Here is an 18,208-nt window from a genome sequence, read left to right as displayed (position 1 = left end):
GAACTTAATAAGAAAGATAATTGACTATTCAAATGCTTACAAAAATCTCCGTTTTATCGCTAAGTGATTGATTTTTAAATAAATAGAAATAATATTTTTTACAAAAAACTCCGCTTATGACATTTATGAGATAGAATAATTTGTTGTTTATTGAAAAAAAAGTATTGAATATTATCGACATGTATTTGTAAGTAGTTCATTTACAGTAGATTACGAATGATTGTTTTTGCAAAAATCTCCGCTTATTATAATTTAGAGCCTATGGGAAAAACTTAATTATAAATAGAAGAATTTTGTGTTTTTCCACAATTGATGTAAGTGGTTGATTTTTAGGTTGTTAAAGATATGTTTTGTGACAAAAAACTCCGCTTGAAGAAATGTATTTGCATACTTTAAATAGATTTTGCCTTGTTTTAATTAATTGTGATAAAATAAATAAAACGCAAGTGTTTGATTATTAGTTAATTAAGTATTATTTTCTTTTGCAAAAATCTCCGCTTAATGTATTTTTTAGGGAGGTTTTGCTCATTTGAAAAATTACAAAAACCTCCGTTTAAAGCTATCGGTGAGTATTGCAAATAGAAAAGGAATAGTAACTTCGTCGGGCAATAGAGCTTTAATAGACTTCCTGCGAAAGTGTTTTATGACTTAAAACACTTTCGCAGGAAGTCTATTAAGTACATTGTAATAGTATTGACCTCTTATTGAACAAAGACTTTTAAAGAAGTTCTTAGTTCTACTTTAGCAAAGTAAATAAATAGCCAAATTACCCTCTTTTAGAGACTAAAACCCTCTTTTTTACGTATTCATTTATAAAAACGGTTTCTTTCAAATGAAAATATTACTAATAGAAGACGAAAAAACTTTGGCATTGGATATTATCAATTACTTGAGTAATCAGGAAACTATCTGTGAATGGGTGGCAACTTTTAAAGATGCCAGCGATAAAATTCAGAGTTATGATTATGACTGTATTTTGCTTGACCTCAGTTTACCCGACGGAAATGGAATGGCTCTTCTCGAACAATTGAAAGAGGCTCAAAAACTGGATGGCATTATCATTATTTCTGCAAAAGATACTTTAGAAATCAGAATTGAAGGGCTAAATTTAGGAGCAGATGATTTTTTAATGAAACCGTTTCATTTAGCAGAATTGATGGCGAGAATACAAGCCGTTATTCGTCGGAAAAAGTTTGAAGGAAATAATACCCTTATTTTTAACGAAATTCGGGTTGAGATTTTGGCAAAAACCATTCATGTCAATGGACAATTAATTGATGTAACCAAAAAAGAATTTGACCTAATGGTTTATCTGATTGGCAATAAAAACCGTGTGCTTTCAAAAGCTGTTTTAGCAGAATACCTTTCTGGAGATATGGCTGATATGCTTGAAAACCACGATTTTATCTATGCACATATTAAAAATCTGAAGAAAAAAATATCAGCCGCAGGGGCAAACGACTATATAAAAACAGTTTACGGATTAGGATATAAATGGCAAAGCTAACTACCAAAAAAGAATCAAAATTGTTAAATCAAACGCTCAAAGGCTATTTGATTTTTGCATTTTTATTGTTGTTACTTTTTATCCCTATTATTTTCGTTTGGTTTCAAAAACTGTATCTCGATGATGTTGATGAAGGGCTGAAATTAGAGAAAAACGAATTTCAGAAATACATTTTACCAAAATTAAAGACAACAGATATTTATCAATGGAATCGTTTTAATCGTGATTTCAAAATAACTGATACTGCTCAAATTATCACCAAAGATTATATTCAACAGCAATTTTTTTACGATACCCTTGTAGATGAACATGAGCCTTATCGAGTTTTATATTCTTCGGTTTTAATAGAAAACAAGCCCTTTACCGTTCAAATTAAACAAAACCTCATCGAAGAAAGAGATTGGTTTGTGAAAATTATTCAATTTATCATCGTGTTATTGATTTTCATTTTATTGGGGACAATCTTGATAACTCGTTGGCTCAATAAAAGGATTTGGCAATCATTTTACCAAAATTTAGCAGTTTTAGAAACCTTTGAAATTGAGAAATCGGAAACATCTCCCCAATTTTTTACGTCAAATATTAATGAATTCAATCGTTTGATGTCGGTTTTAACTGATTTGGTAAATCGTGTCAGTAAATCGTATAAAATTCAACGTGAATTTGCCGAAAATGCTGCCCACGAACTCCAAACCCCCGTAGCCATATTAAAGTCGAAGATTGATACATTTTTACAAGTTCCAGAACTTACAAACCAACAAATGCAACTTTTGGAGCAGCTAAATGAAGCTACTTCTCGGCTTAGTCGGTTGAATAAAAATCTATTATTGCTCAGTCGGCTCGACCAACAAATATTCGATAAAAATGAAGTTAATTTGAATAGCCTATTAATCTCAAACTTAGATTTTTGGCAAGAACAATGTGATACTAAACAAATAAAATTAAACATAAAATCTGCCGAAAAATCTGTTCATTTTGCTAATTTTTCCCTTGCCGAAATATTGATAAATAATCTACTATTCAATGCAATCAGGCATAATGACGTTGGTGGTAGTATTGAAATATGTTTAAATCAAACGAGTTTGGAAGTAAAAAATACAGGCAAAAATGAGGCTATTCCACAAACTCAACTTTTTCATCGTTTTGCCAAAACCAATGTTTCTACGCAAGGAAATGGCTTAGGTTTAGCCATTGTGAAGAAAATAACCGACCTGCATACTTGGCAAATCAGCTATTCTTACGAAAATGATTTTCATATTTTTAGGATAATTTTCTAAAATTCAAAATTTCTTCAAAATTCAGTAAGTGATTTGTGCCATAATAATTTAAAATTCTAAAAATGAAGAAATTTCTGATAATCATTATTCTGTTCGTAACGAGCATAACCTCTTTTGCCCAAAAAAATATAAGCCTTTCTGGAAGAATCCTTGATAAACAACAACCTGTCGAATTTGCGAATGTTACCTTGTCTAAAATGATTGATACAACCAAAGTTCTGTATTTTGCTGTAACCGATTCGCTTGGAAAATACCATTTTCAATTGCCAGAACAGGGTGATTTTTTAATGAAAATATCGCTGATTGGTTATTTGTCACAAAGTAAGAAAATCAATAGTTCTGTGGTTAATTTAACTGATATTCAGCTTTTTACAGATACAAAATTGTTGAATGAAGTTGTGGTTACTACTCAAAAAAAGCTTATTGAAAAAACTAATGAAGGTTTTGTGGTAAATGCTGCTGCCAATATCGCACAAATAGGAGGGACAGCAACCGACCTATTAAAAAGTACACCAACCATTGCCGTCGATGCCGATGGAGCTATCACCTTGCGAGGAAAAACACCCTTGATTTTGATTAACGGGCGAAATTCTAAACTGGCAAATGCCGACCAAATACCCGCCAGTAGCATCGAAAGTATTGAAGTTATCAACAACGCATCTGCCAAATATGATGCCAACGCACAGAGTGGAATTATCAATATTAAACTCAAAAAAAATAATCAAAGTGGCACAAACGGAGCTATTGTGGTAGGAGCAGGCTTTGGTGCGAGGGGTAGAGCGAGTAGTTCTCTGATTTTAAATCATAAAACGGAGAAATGGAATATAGGTTTGGGATATGATAATCGTTTTGCGGGAAGAATAAAAAACATTACTTCACAACGTACTAACTTTAATTTGCCTGATACTTACCTGATTAATCAAAATAGAAAGGATGAAAGAATGGAGCGATTACAAAATCTAAAATTGAACCTTGATTTTTCGCCAAATGAAAAAAATAGTTTTGCTTTTGAAGCGATTGGGAATTTTAAAGCACAAGATAATGATGAAGATTTAGTAAGTATTATTCAGAAGTCGAATAATGGTTTTGTCTCTGGAAATGACCGTCATTCATGGGAATATCAAAAAGCTAAAGTGGGTGAATTTGCTTTAAATTATACCCGAAAATTCGATAATCCACAAAAAACTTTCTCGGCAAATATTACAACTTCCCTTGAAAAAAGTAACGAAAATACAGATATTGTCACCCAAAATTTAGCGGAAAGTTTAGCTTTGGCAGGAAGCCCTTTTTTACAAAGAACGCATAATAATGAAGATTCTAATATTTCAAATATCATCATTGATTATGGCGTGCCACTTACCACCAACGGTATTTTAGAAACAGGTTATAAAGCTACTTTTCGTAACATTACCACTGATTATGAGGCTGCCGACAAGAAAGATAATGTTTATGTAATTAATACAGCGACTACTAATATCTTTAAGTTCAACGAGCAAATTCATGCTTTTTATGCACTTTTTCATTCGTATATAGGTAATTCTGAGGCTGGAAAATTGAAATATGAGTTGGGTTTAAGAATGGAAAATGTAAACAATAATGGAGAGACAACGAATAAAAGCACTCAGTTTTCTAATCAATATTTAAAGTTTTTCCCAACGGCTAATATTAGTTATGCCATAAATGCGTCTGAATTTTGGAAATTGAGTTATGCCAAAAGAATCAACCGTCCAGAATTAGATGAATTGAACCCATTTGTTGATATTACTGACGTGCTAAATCCGCACAGTGGAAACCCTTTTTTAAAGCCTGAAATTATTCAAGCTCTTGAAATGGGCTATAATAAAGAATGGGATAATACAACGCTTTCTACAAACTTGTTTTATCGTCATTCTGAAAACACCATTAGAGCTTATTTACAATCAATGGGAAATGGAGTGGTTTTGCGTTTGCCTGTGAATATTGGTACTGCCAATAGTTATGGTTTAGAAAACATTTTTACCACAAAAATTGGGCAGTTTTACGACTTAAATGCCAGTTTAACCTTGTTTCAACAAGAACTAAACGGTAGTAATATTGCAACAGATGTTGTGCAAAGTTCTTTTAACTGGTTCGGAAAACTTATTAATAATTTTAATGTTTCTAAAAGGGGAAAATTACAGATTATCGGCAATTATAATTCTGCTCAAACAACGCCTCAGGGGCGTTTAATTCCACTTTATAATGTTGATTTGGGTTTTCAGCAAAAACTTGGAAAAGGAAATGCAAGATTGGGTTTAGTGCTTGTTGATGTTTTTAATACGCTTCAAAGTGGTACAAATGTTTATAGCACAGATTTTAATAGTGTTAGAAATCAAAAAGCCGATACCAGAGCAATTATGATTACTTATGCGTATTCCTTCAAATCTTTGTTGAAAGACAAATTGATGGAGAATAAGTTTTCTAAAGAATTTTAAACAACTAAAATTATGCTAATGGTAAAAGTAAGTAGCGTACAGTTTAAAATATAGTTCAAATTGCATAGTCCATAGAGTTGATAAAACACTTTCGCAAGAAGTCTAATATTAAAATGACACTTTAATTTGTCTCATTACTTATCGCCTAATTTCTATTGAAGGGGCTTTCTGAGTAAATTTCCCATAATTCATAACGTAATAAACCAATCATTTTGTGACTTCTATGTTCACAAAAATGATTGGTTTATTTTCGTTCAGACCAATCCCGTTTATACATATTATTGATGAGCGTTGCCATTCGCTTTTGCTCAATCATCTGCTTCGATAGCCTATTTTTATATTCTTCTTATTTTGAAAGGCTTGATTAAACTCTCATACTCATTATTACTTGAAACTAAACTTTTCATAAGTAATTTTTGCCGCATTCTATTTGATAAGGGTTGGTACTTATTTTCTAACAATTCAATAATAATACAATTTAAAAAAGGTATTGCGTAGCTGAGCCTCAACGGAAGTCGTCGTTTTGAAAGCTACGGTTTATACACAAATTTATAGAATAAAAAAGCCGTAGGCTTGACCGATTTTGTAGCGGTGGGTTTTAACCCACCGAAAATGAAAATGCCCATTTTTTGAGTTCCGTAGGAACGAGGCATTTAAAATGGGTCGAGCATCTGGCTCTAAAATGGCTTTTCGCATCATTTTCGGTAATTTAAAACCCACCGCTACAAAATTTAACCGAGCCTATGGCTCTAAATAGATATTCAAATACTTGTGTATAAACCGTAGCCTTTTGAAAGACGACTTCCATAAAGTACGCATCAACTCTTTAAAATGGGTATAAGATTGGTAATAACTGAGGGTAAATTTTTCTGAAAAGCAAAGGCAATTTAAAAGATAACGTCTCTTAATATAAATCACTAATCTTATAATTCCGTGATATTTTAGGAAGTGCGTCGATGCGAGTAATCAAAAAAAATCCATTTATGCCGAACATATTGTCTATTATGAGGGCTTGTTTTGTGAAATTGATTGATATTGTAGTGTATTGGAATAATATAGATAAATAATTATACTATTCTAATATTACTTTTGTCTAAGAAAATATTTCTATAATTCAATAAAAAAAGCCACCTCTGCTACGAACAGAAATGGCTTCAAATTGTAAAGTGGAATTTAAAATCTTAGAAAAATAAACCCCCACAAAAGTATGAAAAAAACTCTTTCAATTTACAGAAATCGGCATAGTATCATGCTGAATTTATTGTTTTTATTGCTTACCAGCAAATTACTTTATGCCCAAAACATTACGGGTACAGTTTCAGCCAATAGTGGCGAAAAATTATCAGGAGTTAGTGTCATTATTAAAGGCACAAACAAAGGGACAACCACGAATAGAGAAGGAGTTTTTACAATTGATGTTCGAAAAAATCAAATCTTGATTTTTTCATTTGTAGGATATGAATTACAAGAAAGTATAATTGGCGACCAAAAAACGATTAACATTTCGTTGAATGAAGCCTTAGCAAGTTTAGAAGAAGTAGTTGTAACGGCTGAAAATCGTTCGGTTTCTGCACAACGAGTACCTATTACGATGGATTTGGTACGTGGCAAAGACATTCAGAAACAAGGTATTACGGATTTACTTCAATTACAAAATATTGCTCCGAGTCTTAATATTATCACTAATACCGTTTTTAATCAAATAAATGTACGGGGTGTAGGTAGTAATCAAGGTGCGGCTGAACTTTCTGACCAAGCCGTAACAGTGGGAATTGATGGAGAATATTTAAACAGACCCATAGCATTGAATGCTTCGATGTTTGACCTTGACCGTGTGGAAGTTTTGAAAGGCCCTCAAGGAACATTGTATGGTAGAAATGCCACGGCTGGTGCAGTAAATATTGTTGCGAAAAAACCAACACAAACGCTCGAAGCTGATTTAGGAATGAGTTATGGAAACTACAACTCATTGAAATTAAATGGAATGGTCAATTTACCATTGGGTAAAATTGCCGCAATTCGTGCCGCAGGTATTTTATCAAAACATGATGGTTATCGTGATGGTGGTGCATTAGTTGGAAAAATAGATAACGGAAATATGTATGCAGCACGTTTGGGTTTGTCGCTCAATCCTGCCAAAGCATTATCAGTTTATATCGCTGGAGAAATAAATAAAACAGACCAACAGGCACCGTCTCAATATGGCGTAAATATGGGTACTGTTACAGATTTAAAGGGCAAAGAACCTACCAATTGGACTATCAGTTTGCCTAATGATTATCCAGTCGCTACAACAGGTTTTATGAAAATAGACCAGTCGGCACTAAGAGGTAAAATGGCTTATGATTTTGGGAAAGCAACGCTAACTTACTCAGGCGGAACTCGCAAAGTATCCATGACGGGTTATCAACCCCTAAACGGTTTTGTGCCAGAAACATTCAGTTTTTATAATGATATTGGTGTAAATACGCAAAGTCATGAACTTCGTTTGAATGGTGAGTCTTCTAAATTAATCTGGCAATTAGGTGGTTTTTATGGCAACGAAGACCAATTGACCAAACGTGGTTTGTTTTTACCATCTGCGGCAGGAGCTTTTGGCGGGCAAATTCCTTTTCTGAACTTTTTTATCAGAGATGTTAGCTCTAAAACATCGGCAGTTTTTGCACAGGCTACTTATAACGTTAGTGAAAAATTGGGTTTAACACTTGGTTTAAGAAATACAACTGATACAAAAAAATTGGGTGGGGGTAATCTTGCTTCGGCACCGTTTGGTCCTCCGTCAATTATCAGATTCTTTTATCCAAATGCACCTACTTCCGCTACCCAAGCTGGCATGAAGCCTTTTGAAGGAATCCCGACTGAAGGAAGCTGGAATAGAACTACTTGGCTTTTGGGACTTGAATATAAAATGGATGCTAATAAAATGTTATTTGCCAAAGTTAGCACAGGTTACAAAGCAGGTGGATTTGACAATTTAGGGCAGTACAATCCAGAAGACCTTACGGCTTATGAAATTGGTACTAAAAACAAATTTGCCAATAACAAACTTCGCTTGAATGCTTCGGCTTTCCATTATGACTACAAAAATCAACAAGTAAGTATTTTTATCTCAACGGCTATTGGTGGGGCAATTCAAAATGCGGGAGTTAGTAGCGTTAATGGTTTAGAAATTGACGGAGAATATGTGGCTTCAAAAGCAGATAGATTCAAGTTTTCAGTAAATTTATTAGATGCCACTTATTCAGAATTAAAAACAGTTGCCAATGTGGTAAATGGAGATGTCAGAAACGTAGATTTAACAGGAAAGGTAGCTCCAATGGCTCCAAAAGTAACTATTACGGCAGGCTATAACCATGATTTTAAAATAGGTAGTGGCGTGTTGAATGCAGGTATTCAGACCTTATTCAAATCTAATTATTATACCACAGCCTTTAATTATGAGATGGATAAACAACCGTCTTATACCAAAACAGACCTTAACATTACTTATACCGCCAAAGGAGGAAAATTTGATGTAGGCTTGTTTGCTCAAAATCTTGAAGATAATCGCATTATTACTTATTCATCATTTAATGGAGGTACTATTAATATCTATAACTGGATTTTTGGTACACCACGATTGATGGGTGCTCAATTGAATTACCATTTTCTCAAATAATTGTGTGGGGAACTAACAATTCCCCTACGGTTTTAACATTTTTCCAATAATATGACAAATACACAAACACGAACAGCCGGGATACCACAAGGAATTATCATTGTTTTGGTCAGTATATTGCCCATGATGGCGGTTATTACGCTAATGCCTGTTGTACCCACTTTGAGAAATCATTTTAAAGATGTGCCTTACATCGAAACATTAGCCCCTTTTGTGATTTCGGCACCGGGTTTGTGCGTAGCATTATTTGGCCCGTATGCGGGTTTTTTAGCGGATAAAATTGGTCGTAGAAAATTGTTAATCATTTTCTCAATTCTTTACGGAATTGGCGGTGTTATCCCATTTTTTGTAGAAAGTTTTAGTGCTTTAATCGTTGGGCGACTTATTTTAGGCATCGGCGAAGCCTTCATTCTTACCATTTCAAATATTCTTTTGGGTGATTATTTCGAGCAAAGCAAAAGAAATACTTGGTTGATGATTCAGAGTATTATCGGGCCTGTGTTTGGTTTTTTCGTAATAACAGGTAGCGGACAACTCGCTTCAATAGGTTGGCAATATCCATTTTTGCTTTATGCTGTCACGCTTGTTATTCCTATCGGTGCATATTTCTTTATTTTTGAACCAACGCAAAAAGCTCCATCGGTTGCCAACGTACAAAGTGGAAACTTCCAATTTTCCCAAAAAGCATTGGTAAAAGTATTCTTTACCACTTTTATAGCTTCTGTGCTTTATTACGTTTACACGCTTCATTTTTCGCTTGCCTTAGATAAAATTGGTATTTCCGACCCAAAAGAAGTAGGTAAAATCACGGCAGTTGCCAGTTTGATGCTTCCATTAGGAGCTGTGTTATTCAAATTATTAGGTACAAAAAGCAACCGAATTCAGTTTGGTTTAATGTTTTCAATGATTGGTATTGGACTTATTGGCGTAGGAATTTCCACCAATTTAAGTTCAGTAATGACAAGTGCTATTATTCAGCAAATAGGTTGCGGAATGGCAATTCCTGTACTCATAGCTTTCGGGTTGAGGTCAGTTCCTACCGAATATAGAGGACGTGGTATGGGTATCTGGAGTAGCGGTTTTTTTCTTGGTCTTTCGGTGTCGCCTTTTGTAGTGGGTTTTGTTAGAAATGTAACGGGCGATATTCTCAATGCCTTCGTAGTATTTGGCGTAATCTGTCTGGTGATGGTGGTTGTAAACTATATTTTTGACAAAGAATAAAAAACATTCTTTCAACTTCAAAACAACATTTAATAAAAATAAATGAGCAATTTAATAAAACGTGCTGTAAGTCTTTACAGCTATCAAGATGAATATTTTCAAAGAAAAATGACTCTTGAAGATTGTATTGCTGCTGCTGCTGCCACAGGAGCAACAGGAATTGAATTAATAGGCGAGCAGAGTGTTGCAAACTGTCCTAAATTACCTTCTGATGCTTTCGTTGACCAATGGTTTGGTTGGATGGATAAATACAAGGTTACGCCAGTGGCTCATGATATGTTCTTAGATTATACCAAGAAAAAAGGACATTATTGGTCTGATGATGAAGCGGTTGAGTCTTTCAAACAAGATATTCGTTTTGCTCATAAATTGGGTTTTAAGATAATTCGAGTTATCGTAAACACCACGCCCCAAATCATGGAAAAGGTAATTCCTTTTGCCGAAGACCACGATGTTAAATTGGGCATTGAAGTACACGCTCCTTGGAATATTAACTCTGCTTGGATGGCAAAACATTGGGAGGTAATGGAAAAAACGGGTACAAAGCATTTTGGTTTTATTCCAGATATGGGAGGTTTCACTCAGCGTTTGCCACGTGTACAAGTTGACCGATTGATTCGGCAAGGTGCTGACCCCGAAATTGCCAAATTTGTGTGCGAGCAACACGAAAAAGGAGTGATGGCAGAATACACCATTTACGAAGTTTCCCGCATGAGTAACAAACGTATAGATATGGCAGTTGCCGAACTTTCACGCCACAATACCTACGTGAATCCTATCAGTTTAGTGCCTCATATTGATAGAATCATTCACATTCACGGTAAATTCCTTGAAATGTTGGAAGACTATACCGAGTACAGTATTCCGTACAAAGAGGTGGTTGATGTGTTGAAAAAAGGTGGCTTCAATGGTTACATCGCCTCAGAATACGAAGGGAATCGTCATATTCAAGATATTTACGAAGTTGATAGTGTAGAGCAAGTGAGAAGACATCAGGAAATGCTTAAAAGACTTATTTAGTGATTGGTTGCTGGTTATTAGAGACTGGTTGACTCCTAAAAAAGGTCTAATACTAAACCAAATCTATTAATAATCAATAACCATTTTTCTAATAACCAATAACCAAATTAAAACGATGTACGAAAAATATATGATTGTGCCTGAAAAGGCTAAAAAAACTGAAGAAGGCTTTGAAATTGCAGCCAGACTTCCCTATTACAGAGGTGTTTCGCTTTCTATGATAGAAGAAATTGAAGTAAAAGTTGATGGCGAAACTTTGCCACACAACGATGTAATGATTATCGTAAACGGCAAAACCTATAACACAGAACAGCGAGAAAACGAACTCGAAGAACGTTGGGAAATGGTTGACGATGCTATACTTTCCGTAAAAAAAGAAGGCGGTTTTGCCTCAGGTGAGCATACCGTAGATTTGAAAATGGTACTTAGAATTGGCTATTTACCTTTTCCCGCTACACGCTTTGCCGTACCCAAAACTATATCGCTTTAAAAATAAACGGAACTATCAACTCTTTGTCGCAGACAAAATTAGACCACAGATTGAACAGATTTTACAGATTTACATTGGGACACACAGTCTGGGACACACAGTCTGGGTCAGTCAGATAAAATAAAGAAAAATCAGCGAAAATCAGTATAATCTGTTTTATCTGTGGTCTATCGTTTGTCTTGTGACAAACCATTTATACTTCCTAAAATAAATCAGCTCTCTAATAACAATGAAAATAGGAATAAGTCTTGACATGGTGAATATTCATCACCAAGAACCCAACCGTAACCGCTACGAAAGCAAATATTATTGGGACGAACTTTATCCAATGATTTCAGCGGCAGGTTTTAAAGCGGTTGAGATACCTTTCGACCCATTCTGGATATTCAGAGGTGGTTCTGGAGTGCCTTTTACCAAATATTGTGTGGATTTTAAATTTGAAACTGTTGCCAATTTCGTGAAGCATTTACAAGCAAACGGGATTGAAAAAGTGGCGGGAATTCATTTCAATCCAAGCATTTTTATGCGAAACGAAAACCTTGATTTTTATTTTGGAGCTTCGGGGTATTTTGGCGGTGAATCTATCCGATATGCGGCTGATTTGGGTTGTGACTATATTACCATTACCCCTACGCCACCTTATGGTTTAGTTCAACATTATCATCAAAAGAATCCAAATTGGGAAACTGAATTTACCAGAGGAACTATCGAACTATTGAATGGTTTTGCCAAAGTTGCTCAAGAAAAAGGCATTAAAATTTCGCTAAGAAATGAATATTGGTCTGTACTCAGAAATCAAGATTATCAAGGGTTTTTATCACAAATTGATGATTCTATTTTATTGAATTTTGATGCCGCCAATATTGATATTGCCAAGCAAAATACTGCTGAAATACTAAGAAAAAATGCCAATAAAATTGGGAGTGTATATTTGACAGATACCTCATTTTCAGATGATAACGAAACTTGGAAAACGCCTCTGCCCGAATATCCTCAACATTGTGCCACGCAAGTTTTCAAAGATTTAGGTTTTGGAAATACCAATTTGGAAGAATTCCACCAAACACTACAATCAGTTAATTACAATGGTTGGGCAATAGTAAGTTGTCGCCAAACCCGTGAACCGATGAGGGCTTTGTTGAGAAGCAGACATTTTTTAAATAAGGTGATAAAAGAACAGTAATGAGGAAGTGAAGATTTGAGTAGATGAAGATTTGGTTAGATGAAGATTTGGTTAGTTGAAGATTTGGTTAGATGAAGATTTGAGTAGATGAAGATTTGAGTAGATGAAGATTTGGTTAGATGAAGATTTGAGTAGATGAAGATTTGAGTAGATGAAGATTTGGTTAGATGAAGATTTGAGTAGATGAAGATTTGAGTAGATGAAGATTTGGTTAGATGAAGATTTGAGTAGATGAAGATTTGAGTAGATGAAGATTTGAGGATATTAGTAAAACCCTCAAATTCTCAAATTCTCCAATCCTCAAATCTTCCAATCCTCAAATCTTCCAATCCTCCAATCCTCAAATCCTCAAATTCTCCAATCCTCAAATCTTCCAATCCTCAAATCTTCCAATCCTCCAATCCTCAAATCCTCAAATCCTCAAATTCTCAAATCCTCAAATCTTCCAATCCTCAAATCTTCCAATCCTCAAATCCTCCAATCCTCAACTACTCAAATCCTCAAATTCTCCAATCCTCAAATTCTCCAATCCTCAAATTCTCAAATTCTCAAATCCTCAAATCCTCAAAACTTCAAACCCTCAACAGAATGAACAATATCAAATATTCACACATGAATCACTGGAAAAACATTCCTTACCAAAGGATTGATAATTTCAGAGAGTTCTATTATGAAGACAAAACCAATTCGGCATATTATACGGATTGGGACAGAATTTTACGCTATCAAAAAGCATTAGGTTTCAATGGTATTGAACTTGCTCCTTGGGATTTTCCAGAAATGTTACCCCTTTTTGGTTCGGCAAAAGCCTTCAAAGACTTTGCCAATGAGCGTGGTGTAGAAGTAAGCGGAGTTTTTCATTTGATAGATAAAGCTCACGACCGTACTCATCACAAGCAAACCTTTGAAGACGGCAAACAAGCCATAGATTTATTGGTAGAATTTGGCGGAACACAACTCAATGCAGCTCCTATCAATAACTATCATGGACTTGGTCCTTTGAGTCGTGACCAAATAAAAGCCGCTGCCGAAATCATAACAGAAGTAGGAAAATATGCTACTGATAAAGGCGTACAAATTGGTATTCACAATGAGTTTTTCTTAGCTATCAACAAAGAAAATCACAGAGAATATCTTGAATTGACAGACCCGAGATATGTACATTATTGCCTTGATACTGCCCAAGTGGCATTATTGGGCGAAGATATGGTTAAGTTTTATGACGATTATCACGACCGAATCTGTACTTTCCACCTGAAAGATACCGCAACGCCAAACTTACCCGATGAAATCAGATACAGTAAGGATATTGAAATTGTGGACGATGGCACACGTTGGTTTTGGGAACCCGGTGAAGGTGTTTTAGACTTCAAAGGCTTATATGAGTTAATGAAAAAACATCAGTTTAAAGGTTGGGTAACAGTAGAAACCGACGGCACGCCAGACCTACTTGCTTCAATGGCTCTGACAAGGTATTATATTGATAGTGAATTAAGTACAATTTATAGTTAAGAATATTAGGATGCGAGAATATGAAGATGTGATTTTATCTTCACATTCTCGAATCCTCATATCTCATATCCTCGAATCCTCAAATCCTCAAATACTCAAATACTCAAAAAATGGGTCCATTAGACAAATATATTTTAAAAGAAGATGCACTGGAAGCTACCGAAAATGGCTTTCAACTCAAATTTCAATCGCATTGGTATCGTGCATTACCGCTTTCTTGCATGGATTTTAGCTTAAAACTAAACGGGCAAGAAATTGAAAAAAGCCAATTCAAAATCAAAGCAAATGGCAATGAATATAGCTACGATGAATTACCAGAATTGGACAAAGAATGGCTATTTATTCTCGACAGAGGAATATTAGAAATACCACAACCATTGGAAAAAGGCAAAGCGTATGATATAGAATTTAAGTACGATTTACATATTCCCTACATTTTGGTTGGTCCACAAGCAATGCCTTTATTGGCGAGTAGTGTGGTACATAAAAATTTGATTTGTAAATAAATAATGAAGAAATGAGGATGTGAAGATATGAGGATGTGAGGATGTGAAGATATGATGATGTGAAGATATGATGATGCGAGGATATGAAGATGTGAAGATATGATGATGTGAAGATATGATGATGTGAAGATATGATGATGTGAAGATATGATGATGCGAGGATATGAAGATGCGAGGATATGAGGATGTGAAGAAATGAGGATTATTCAAATTTTCATCTACTCAAATCTTCAAATCTTCAAATCTTCAAATCTTCAAATCTTCAAATCTTCAAATCCTCAAATCCTCAAATCTTCAAATCTTCAAATCTTCAAATCCTCAAATCCTCAAATCCTCAAATCTTCAAATACCCAAATCTTCAAATCCTCAAATCCTCAAATCCTCAAATCCTCAAATCTTCAAATCCTCAAAAAATATTAAAATATGAAACTTGCAACTTCCCTGTTTTCTTACGCTTATGAATGGAACTCAGGAAAATATACATTAGAAGACGTAATTGCCGAAACTCGAAAAAGAGGTTTAGGTACAGGTTTGGAAATTATTGGTTTTCAAAGCCTTAGAGGCTTTCCGCATATTTCAAACGAAACAGAAAAAGAGGTAAAAAACCTACTTCAAAAATACGAATTTGAACCCGTTGCATTAGATGCCAATATTGATGTGGGTATCAAACGCCACGCAAAAATGAGTATTGATGAAACCGTAGAATACATCAAGCCGCAAATTTTAGCAGCTCAAAAGTTAGGTTTTCCAATTCTTCGTTGTCAGACAACTGCCCCTGCCGAAGTCTATCAAAAACTTGTTCCTTTTGCCGAAAAAGCCAATGTCGTCATGGGTATCGAATTGCATACACCATACAGTACAGACCACCCTTCGGTCATTAATATGGTGGAAATGTTCGGACAAATGCAAACAAACGTTTTGGGTTTTGTACCTGATATGGGTACTTGTATGCGTGCTATTCCAGAGGCACTATTGACCAGTTTTAAAGCTTCGGGCGTAACGGATGAAATGATTGCCGTAACCAAAGAAATTTGGCACAAAGATATTCCGACACCTGCCAAATTTGGAGAATTAGCTCAAACATTAATGCCTTTGGGAGCTACTCCACCACAAATTGGGCGTTTGAATATGGCATTTAGCATGAACGGTCGCCAACCTGTGGAAAATTGGAAAGAAATCATGCCTTATGTAGTTCACGTTCACGGCAAATTTTATGGTTTTGACGAAAACGGAGACGAACCTTCAATTGATTATCCTGCTATTTTCAAAGTTTTTACCGAAGGCGGATACAAAGGATATATTTCGTCAGAATATGAAGGTTCGGCATTTACGGATGAGTTTGATGCTTTCGACCAAGTGGAAAAACAGCATAAATTATGGAAGAGAATTATTGAGGATTTGATTTTTTGAGGATGTGAGGATTTGATTTCTTTTGAGGATGTGAGGATTTGATTTTTTTTGAGGATGTGAGGAGATGATTTCTTTTGAGGATGTGAGGATTTGATTTTTTGAAGATGTGAGGAGATGATTTTTTGAGGATGTGAGGAGATGATTTTTTGAGGATGTGAGGAGATGATTTTTTGAGGATGTGAGGAGATGAGGATTTGATTTTTTGAGGATGTGAAGAGATGAGGATTTGACTTTTTGAGGATTTTGGTAGATGACTTTTTGAGGATTTGGTAGGTTTGAACATTTAGTGAAATATTCAAATATTAAGTTTATTCATCTCCTCACATCTTCAAATCCTCACATCTTCAAATCCTCACATCTTCATCTCCTCAAATCCTCACATCTTCAAATCCTCACATCTTCATCTCCTCAAATCCTCACATCTTCAAATCCTCACATCTTCAAATCCTCATCTCCTCATCTCCTCACATTCTCAAATCCTCATCTCCTCACATCCTCAAAAAATCATCTCCTCAAATCCTCATCTCCTCACATCCTCAAAAAAATCAAATCCTCAATAAACACCCTTATCGCTTTAATTGCGTTTCACGAAGTGAATTGAGTTTATTGCTTATTTCTTCAATATTGAGTCTAAGATAAGCTAAATCTTCGTCAGAAATAAAAATTAGGTCGTTGGCTAAGATGAGTAAATTAAGCACTTCCATCAAACTGCCATAAGCTATTTCAGTGAAGCGGGCTTGTTCCTTTCCTGTTTGTCGGGAGACACCTTCCGCAACATTACAGTTAATGGAAATCACGGCACGTCTAATTTGTGAAGTTATGCCAAACTTTTCATCAGCAGGGAATTTGTGTGAGATTTGGTAGATAAGTTTTGTTAATGCACGTCCTTTTTGCCATACATCAAGTTTTTCAAAGTAGTAGATTCTCATAGTTAAAAGTAGTAGATTCTCATAGTTAATTAAATATTCCAAATAAAATAATTCAAATTATCTCAAATATCCAAATACTCAAAAAATCAAACAGTCAAATTCTCAAAATTAAACAGTCAAATACCCAAATTCTCAAAAAATCAAATACTCAAATTCTCAAAAAACCAAAATGTTCAATCTCAAATACGCCCCACATATAGGTTCATTTACGCATTCGGCAGGAAAAGACCCCATCGACCAAATTAATTATATGGCTGATTTGGGTTTTAAAGCACTCGAAGACAGTGGTTTTGTATCTCCTTTGGTAAGTTTTAATTCCACTCGCATGGGTATCGGAATGTGTAGCCAAACGCCCGAAATGTTGAATAAAATTGGCGAAACCTTAGCAAAAAGAGGCATGGAAATGGGAACTTTCGTAATTACCCCAACCAAATGGCCACCCATTGAATTAGTAACATCGGGTAAACCTGAATACCAAGAAGAATTTTTAAACAAATGCAGAAGTGCGGTAGAGGTTGCCAAAAGGCTGAATGCCAAGTTTGTTACCATTACTTTGGACTGTTTCGACCGTTCGTTACCCATCGAAATGCAAACGGCAAATGCGATTGATGCCCTTCGCAAAGCTTGTGATATTTTTGAACCGATTGGCGTAACCATGGCAATTGAAACCCTTGCCGACCACCACGAATTATTTTTGAGAACGTCTGCCCAAGCCTATATGATTTGTAAAGCTGTAAACAGGAATTCTTGTAAAATATTATTTGATATGTATCATCTTCAAAAAAATGAAGGGAGATTAATTTATCATATTGATATGGTTTGGGACGAAATAGGTTACTTTCAAATTGGTGATGAACCGGGAAGATGTGAACCTGGAACAGGTGAAATTAATTACAAAAATATCTTCAAACATATTCATCAAAAATCAAAAGCAACCAACAAAAACTTTATTTTGGGAATGGAACATTTCAACTCAATTGATGGAATAGAAGGTGAAAAAGCTTTATTAGAAGCATACAAACAAGCTGATAATTTTTAAAAA

At 35.0% G+C, this 18,208-nt stretch carries 14 protein-coding genes; 12 read left to right on the top strand and 2 right to left on the bottom strand.

What is annotated here, in order from left to right; genetic code table 11:
• Window positions 1-832: 832 nt before the first annotated feature.
• From LV89_RS18175 to LV89_RS18165, 3 genes are all read left to right on the top strand, one after another.
• A complete protein-coding gene (locus LV89_RS18175; protein ID WP_109744345.1) occupies window positions 833-1,507 on the top strand; it encodes a response regulator transcription factor in 675 nt (224 codons plus the stop codon).
• Complete coding sequence (locus LV89_RS18170) at window positions 1,495-2,784, top strand: sensor histidine kinase (protein ID WP_109744344.1); 1,290 nt, start codon at window positions 1,495-1,497, stop codon at window positions 2,782-2,784. The genes LV89_RS18175 and LV89_RS18170 overlap by 13 nt, the downstream gene beginning before the upstream one ends.
• 62 nt (window positions 2,785-2,846) lie before the next feature.
• Window positions 2,847-5,237, top strand: a complete 2,391-nt coding sequence (locus LV89_RS18165) for a TonB-dependent receptor (RefSeq protein ID WP_109744343.1) — start codon at window positions 2,847-2,849, stop codon at window positions 5,235-5,237.
• 530 nt (window positions 5,238-5,767) lie between these two features.
• Here the strand turns inward: LV89_RS18165 and LV89_RS25850 are convergent.
• The gene (locus LV89_RS25850) at window positions 5,768-5,890 is read right to left on the bottom strand and encodes a hypothetical protein (RefSeq protein ID WP_262509869.1); all 123 of its coding nucleotides are present in this window, start codon (window positions 5,888-5,890) and stop codon (window positions 5,768-5,770) included.
• Window positions 5,891-6,444: 554 nt separating this feature from the next.
• Here LV89_RS25850 and LV89_RS25845 point away from each other — a divergent pair.
• The 8 genes from LV89_RS25845 to LV89_RS18125 all read left to right on the top strand — a co-directional run bounded on the left by LV89_RS25845 (window position 6,445) and on the right by LV89_RS18125 (window position 16,237).
• The gene (locus LV89_RS25845; protein WP_109744342.1) at window positions 6,445-8,895 is read left to right on the top strand and encodes a TonB-dependent receptor; all 2,451 of its coding nucleotides are present in this window, start codon (window positions 6,445-6,447) and stop codon (window positions 8,893-8,895) included.
• A 51-nt stretch (window positions 8,896-8,946) separates the two neighbouring features.
• Window positions 8,947-10,116 carry an MFS transporter gene (locus LV89_RS18155; RefSeq protein WP_109744341.1) on the top strand — a complete coding sequence of 390 codons (1,170 nt, stop codon included), beginning with the start codon at window positions 8,947-8,949 and terminating at the stop codon, window positions 10,114-10,116.
• Between the two features lie 42 nt (window positions 10,117-10,158).
• Window positions 10,159-11,136 (top strand): sugar phosphate isomerase/epimerase family protein, encoded by a 978-nt coding sequence (locus LV89_RS18150; RefSeq protein WP_109744340.1) that lies wholly within the window; start codon window positions 10,159-10,161, stop codon window positions 11,134-11,136.
• Window positions 11,137-11,251: 115 nt separating this feature from the next.
• Window positions 11,252-11,626 carry a C-glycoside deglycosidase beta subunit domain-containing protein gene (locus tag LV89_RS18145; protein WP_109744339.1) on the top strand — a complete coding sequence of 125 codons (375 nt, stop codon included), beginning with the start codon at window positions 11,252-11,254 and terminating at the stop codon, window positions 11,624-11,626.
• A gap of 229 nt (window positions 11,627-11,855) precedes the next feature.
• Entirely contained in the window at window positions 11,856-12,809 is a 954-nt protein-coding gene (locus LV89_RS18140; RefSeq protein WP_109744338.1) for a sugar phosphate isomerase/epimerase family protein, read from the top strand.
• 588 nt (window positions 12,810-13,397) lie between these two features.
• Window positions 13,398-14,321 carry a sugar phosphate isomerase/epimerase family protein gene (locus LV89_RS18135; RefSeq protein ID WP_109744337.1) on the top strand — a complete coding sequence of 308 codons (924 nt, stop codon included), beginning with the start codon at window positions 13,398-13,400 and terminating at the stop codon, window positions 14,319-14,321.
• A 110-nt stretch (window positions 14,322-14,431) separates the two neighbouring features.
• Window positions 14,432-14,827: a C-glycoside deglycosidase beta subunit domain-containing protein gene (locus LV89_RS18130; RefSeq protein WP_109744336.1), complete on the top strand. Its 396-nt coding sequence runs from the start codon at window positions 14,432-14,434 to the stop codon at window positions 14,825-14,827.
• Between the two features lie 423 nt (window positions 14,828-15,250).
• Window positions 15,251-16,237 carry a sugar phosphate isomerase/epimerase family protein gene (locus LV89_RS18125; RefSeq protein ID WP_109744335.1) on the top strand — a complete coding sequence of 329 codons (987 nt, stop codon included), beginning with the start codon at window positions 15,251-15,253 and terminating at the stop codon, window positions 16,235-16,237.
• A 566-nt stretch (window positions 16,238-16,803) separates the two neighbouring features.
• Here LV89_RS18125 and LV89_RS18120 read toward each other — a convergent pair.
• Window positions 16,804-17,166, bottom strand: coding sequence for a four helix bundle protein (locus LV89_RS18120; protein ID WP_109744334.1), 363 nt, complete (start codon window positions 17,164-17,166; stop codon window positions 16,804-16,806).
• Window positions 17,167-17,335: 169 nt separating this feature from the next.
• On the opposite strand from LV89_RS18120, the gene LV89_RS18115 reads away from it, so the two are divergent.
• Entirely contained in the window at window positions 17,336-18,205 is an 870-nt protein-coding gene (locus LV89_RS18115; protein ID WP_109744333.1) for a hydroxypyruvate isomerase family protein, read from the top strand.
• Window positions 18,206-18,208: the final 3 nt, after the last annotated feature.

The organism is Arcicella aurantiaca (genome assembly GCF_003148625.1).
Lineage (GTDB): Bacteria > Bacteroidota > Bacteroidia > Cytophagales > Spirosomataceae > Arcicella > Arcicella aurantiaca.
The sequence above is the reverse complement of the archived record's forward strand: the minus strand, read 5'-3'. Positions and strand labels throughout refer to the sequence as shown.

What these genes read in the sequence shown, in the direction of transcription:
- LV89_RS18140 (WP_109744338.1), top strand. Translation starts at nt 11,856, where the DNA reads ATGAAAATAGGAATAAGTCTTGACATGGTGAATATTCATCACCAAGAA.
- LV89_RS18155 (WP_109744341.1), top strand. Translation starts at nt 8,947, where the DNA reads ATGACAAATACACAAACACGAACAGCCGGGATACCACAAGGAATTATC.
- LV89_RS18120 (WP_109744334.1), bottom strand. Translation starts at nt 17,166, where the DNA reads ATGAGAATCTACTACTTTGAAAAACTTGATGTATGGCAAAAAGGACGT.
- LV89_RS18170 (WP_109744344.1), top strand. Translation starts at nt 1,495, where the DNA reads ATGGCAAAGCTAACTACCAAAAAAGAATCAAAATTGTTAAATCAAACG.
- LV89_RS18135 (WP_109744337.1), top strand. Translation starts at nt 13,398, where the DNA reads ATGAACAATATCAAATATTCACACATGAATCACTGGAAAAACATTCCT.
- LV89_RS18145 (WP_109744339.1), top strand. Translation starts at nt 11,252, where the DNA reads ATGTACGAAAAATATATGATTGTGCCTGAAAAGGCTAAAAAAACTGAA.
- LV89_RS25850 (WP_262509869.1), bottom strand. Translation starts at nt 5,890, where the DNA reads ATGCCTCGTTCCTACGGAACTCAAAAAATGGGCATTTTCATTTTCGGT.
- LV89_RS18175 (WP_109744345.1), top strand. Translation starts at nt 833, where the DNA reads ATGAAAATATTACTAATAGAAGACGAAAAAACTTTGGCATTGGATATT.
- LV89_RS18130 (WP_109744336.1), top strand. Translation starts at nt 14,432, where the DNA reads ATGGGTCCATTAGACAAATATATTTTAAAAGAAGATGCACTGGAAGCT.
- LV89_RS18165 (WP_109744343.1), top strand. Translation starts at nt 2,847, where the DNA reads ATGAAGAAATTTCTGATAATCATTATTCTGTTCGTAACGAGCATAACC.
- LV89_RS25845 (WP_109744342.1), top strand. Translation starts at nt 6,445, where the DNA reads ATGAAAAAAACTCTTTCAATTTACAGAAATCGGCATAGTATCATGCTG.
- LV89_RS18125 (WP_109744335.1), top strand. Translation starts at nt 15,251, where the DNA reads ATGAAACTTGCAACTTCCCTGTTTTCTTACGCTTATGAATGGAACTCA.
- LV89_RS18150 (WP_109744340.1), top strand. Translation starts at nt 10,159, where the DNA reads ATGAGCAATTTAATAAAACGTGCTGTAAGTCTTTACAGCTATCAAGAT.
- LV89_RS18115 (WP_109744333.1), top strand. Translation starts at nt 17,336, where the DNA reads ATGTTCAATCTCAAATACGCCCCACATATAGGTTCATTTACGCATTCG.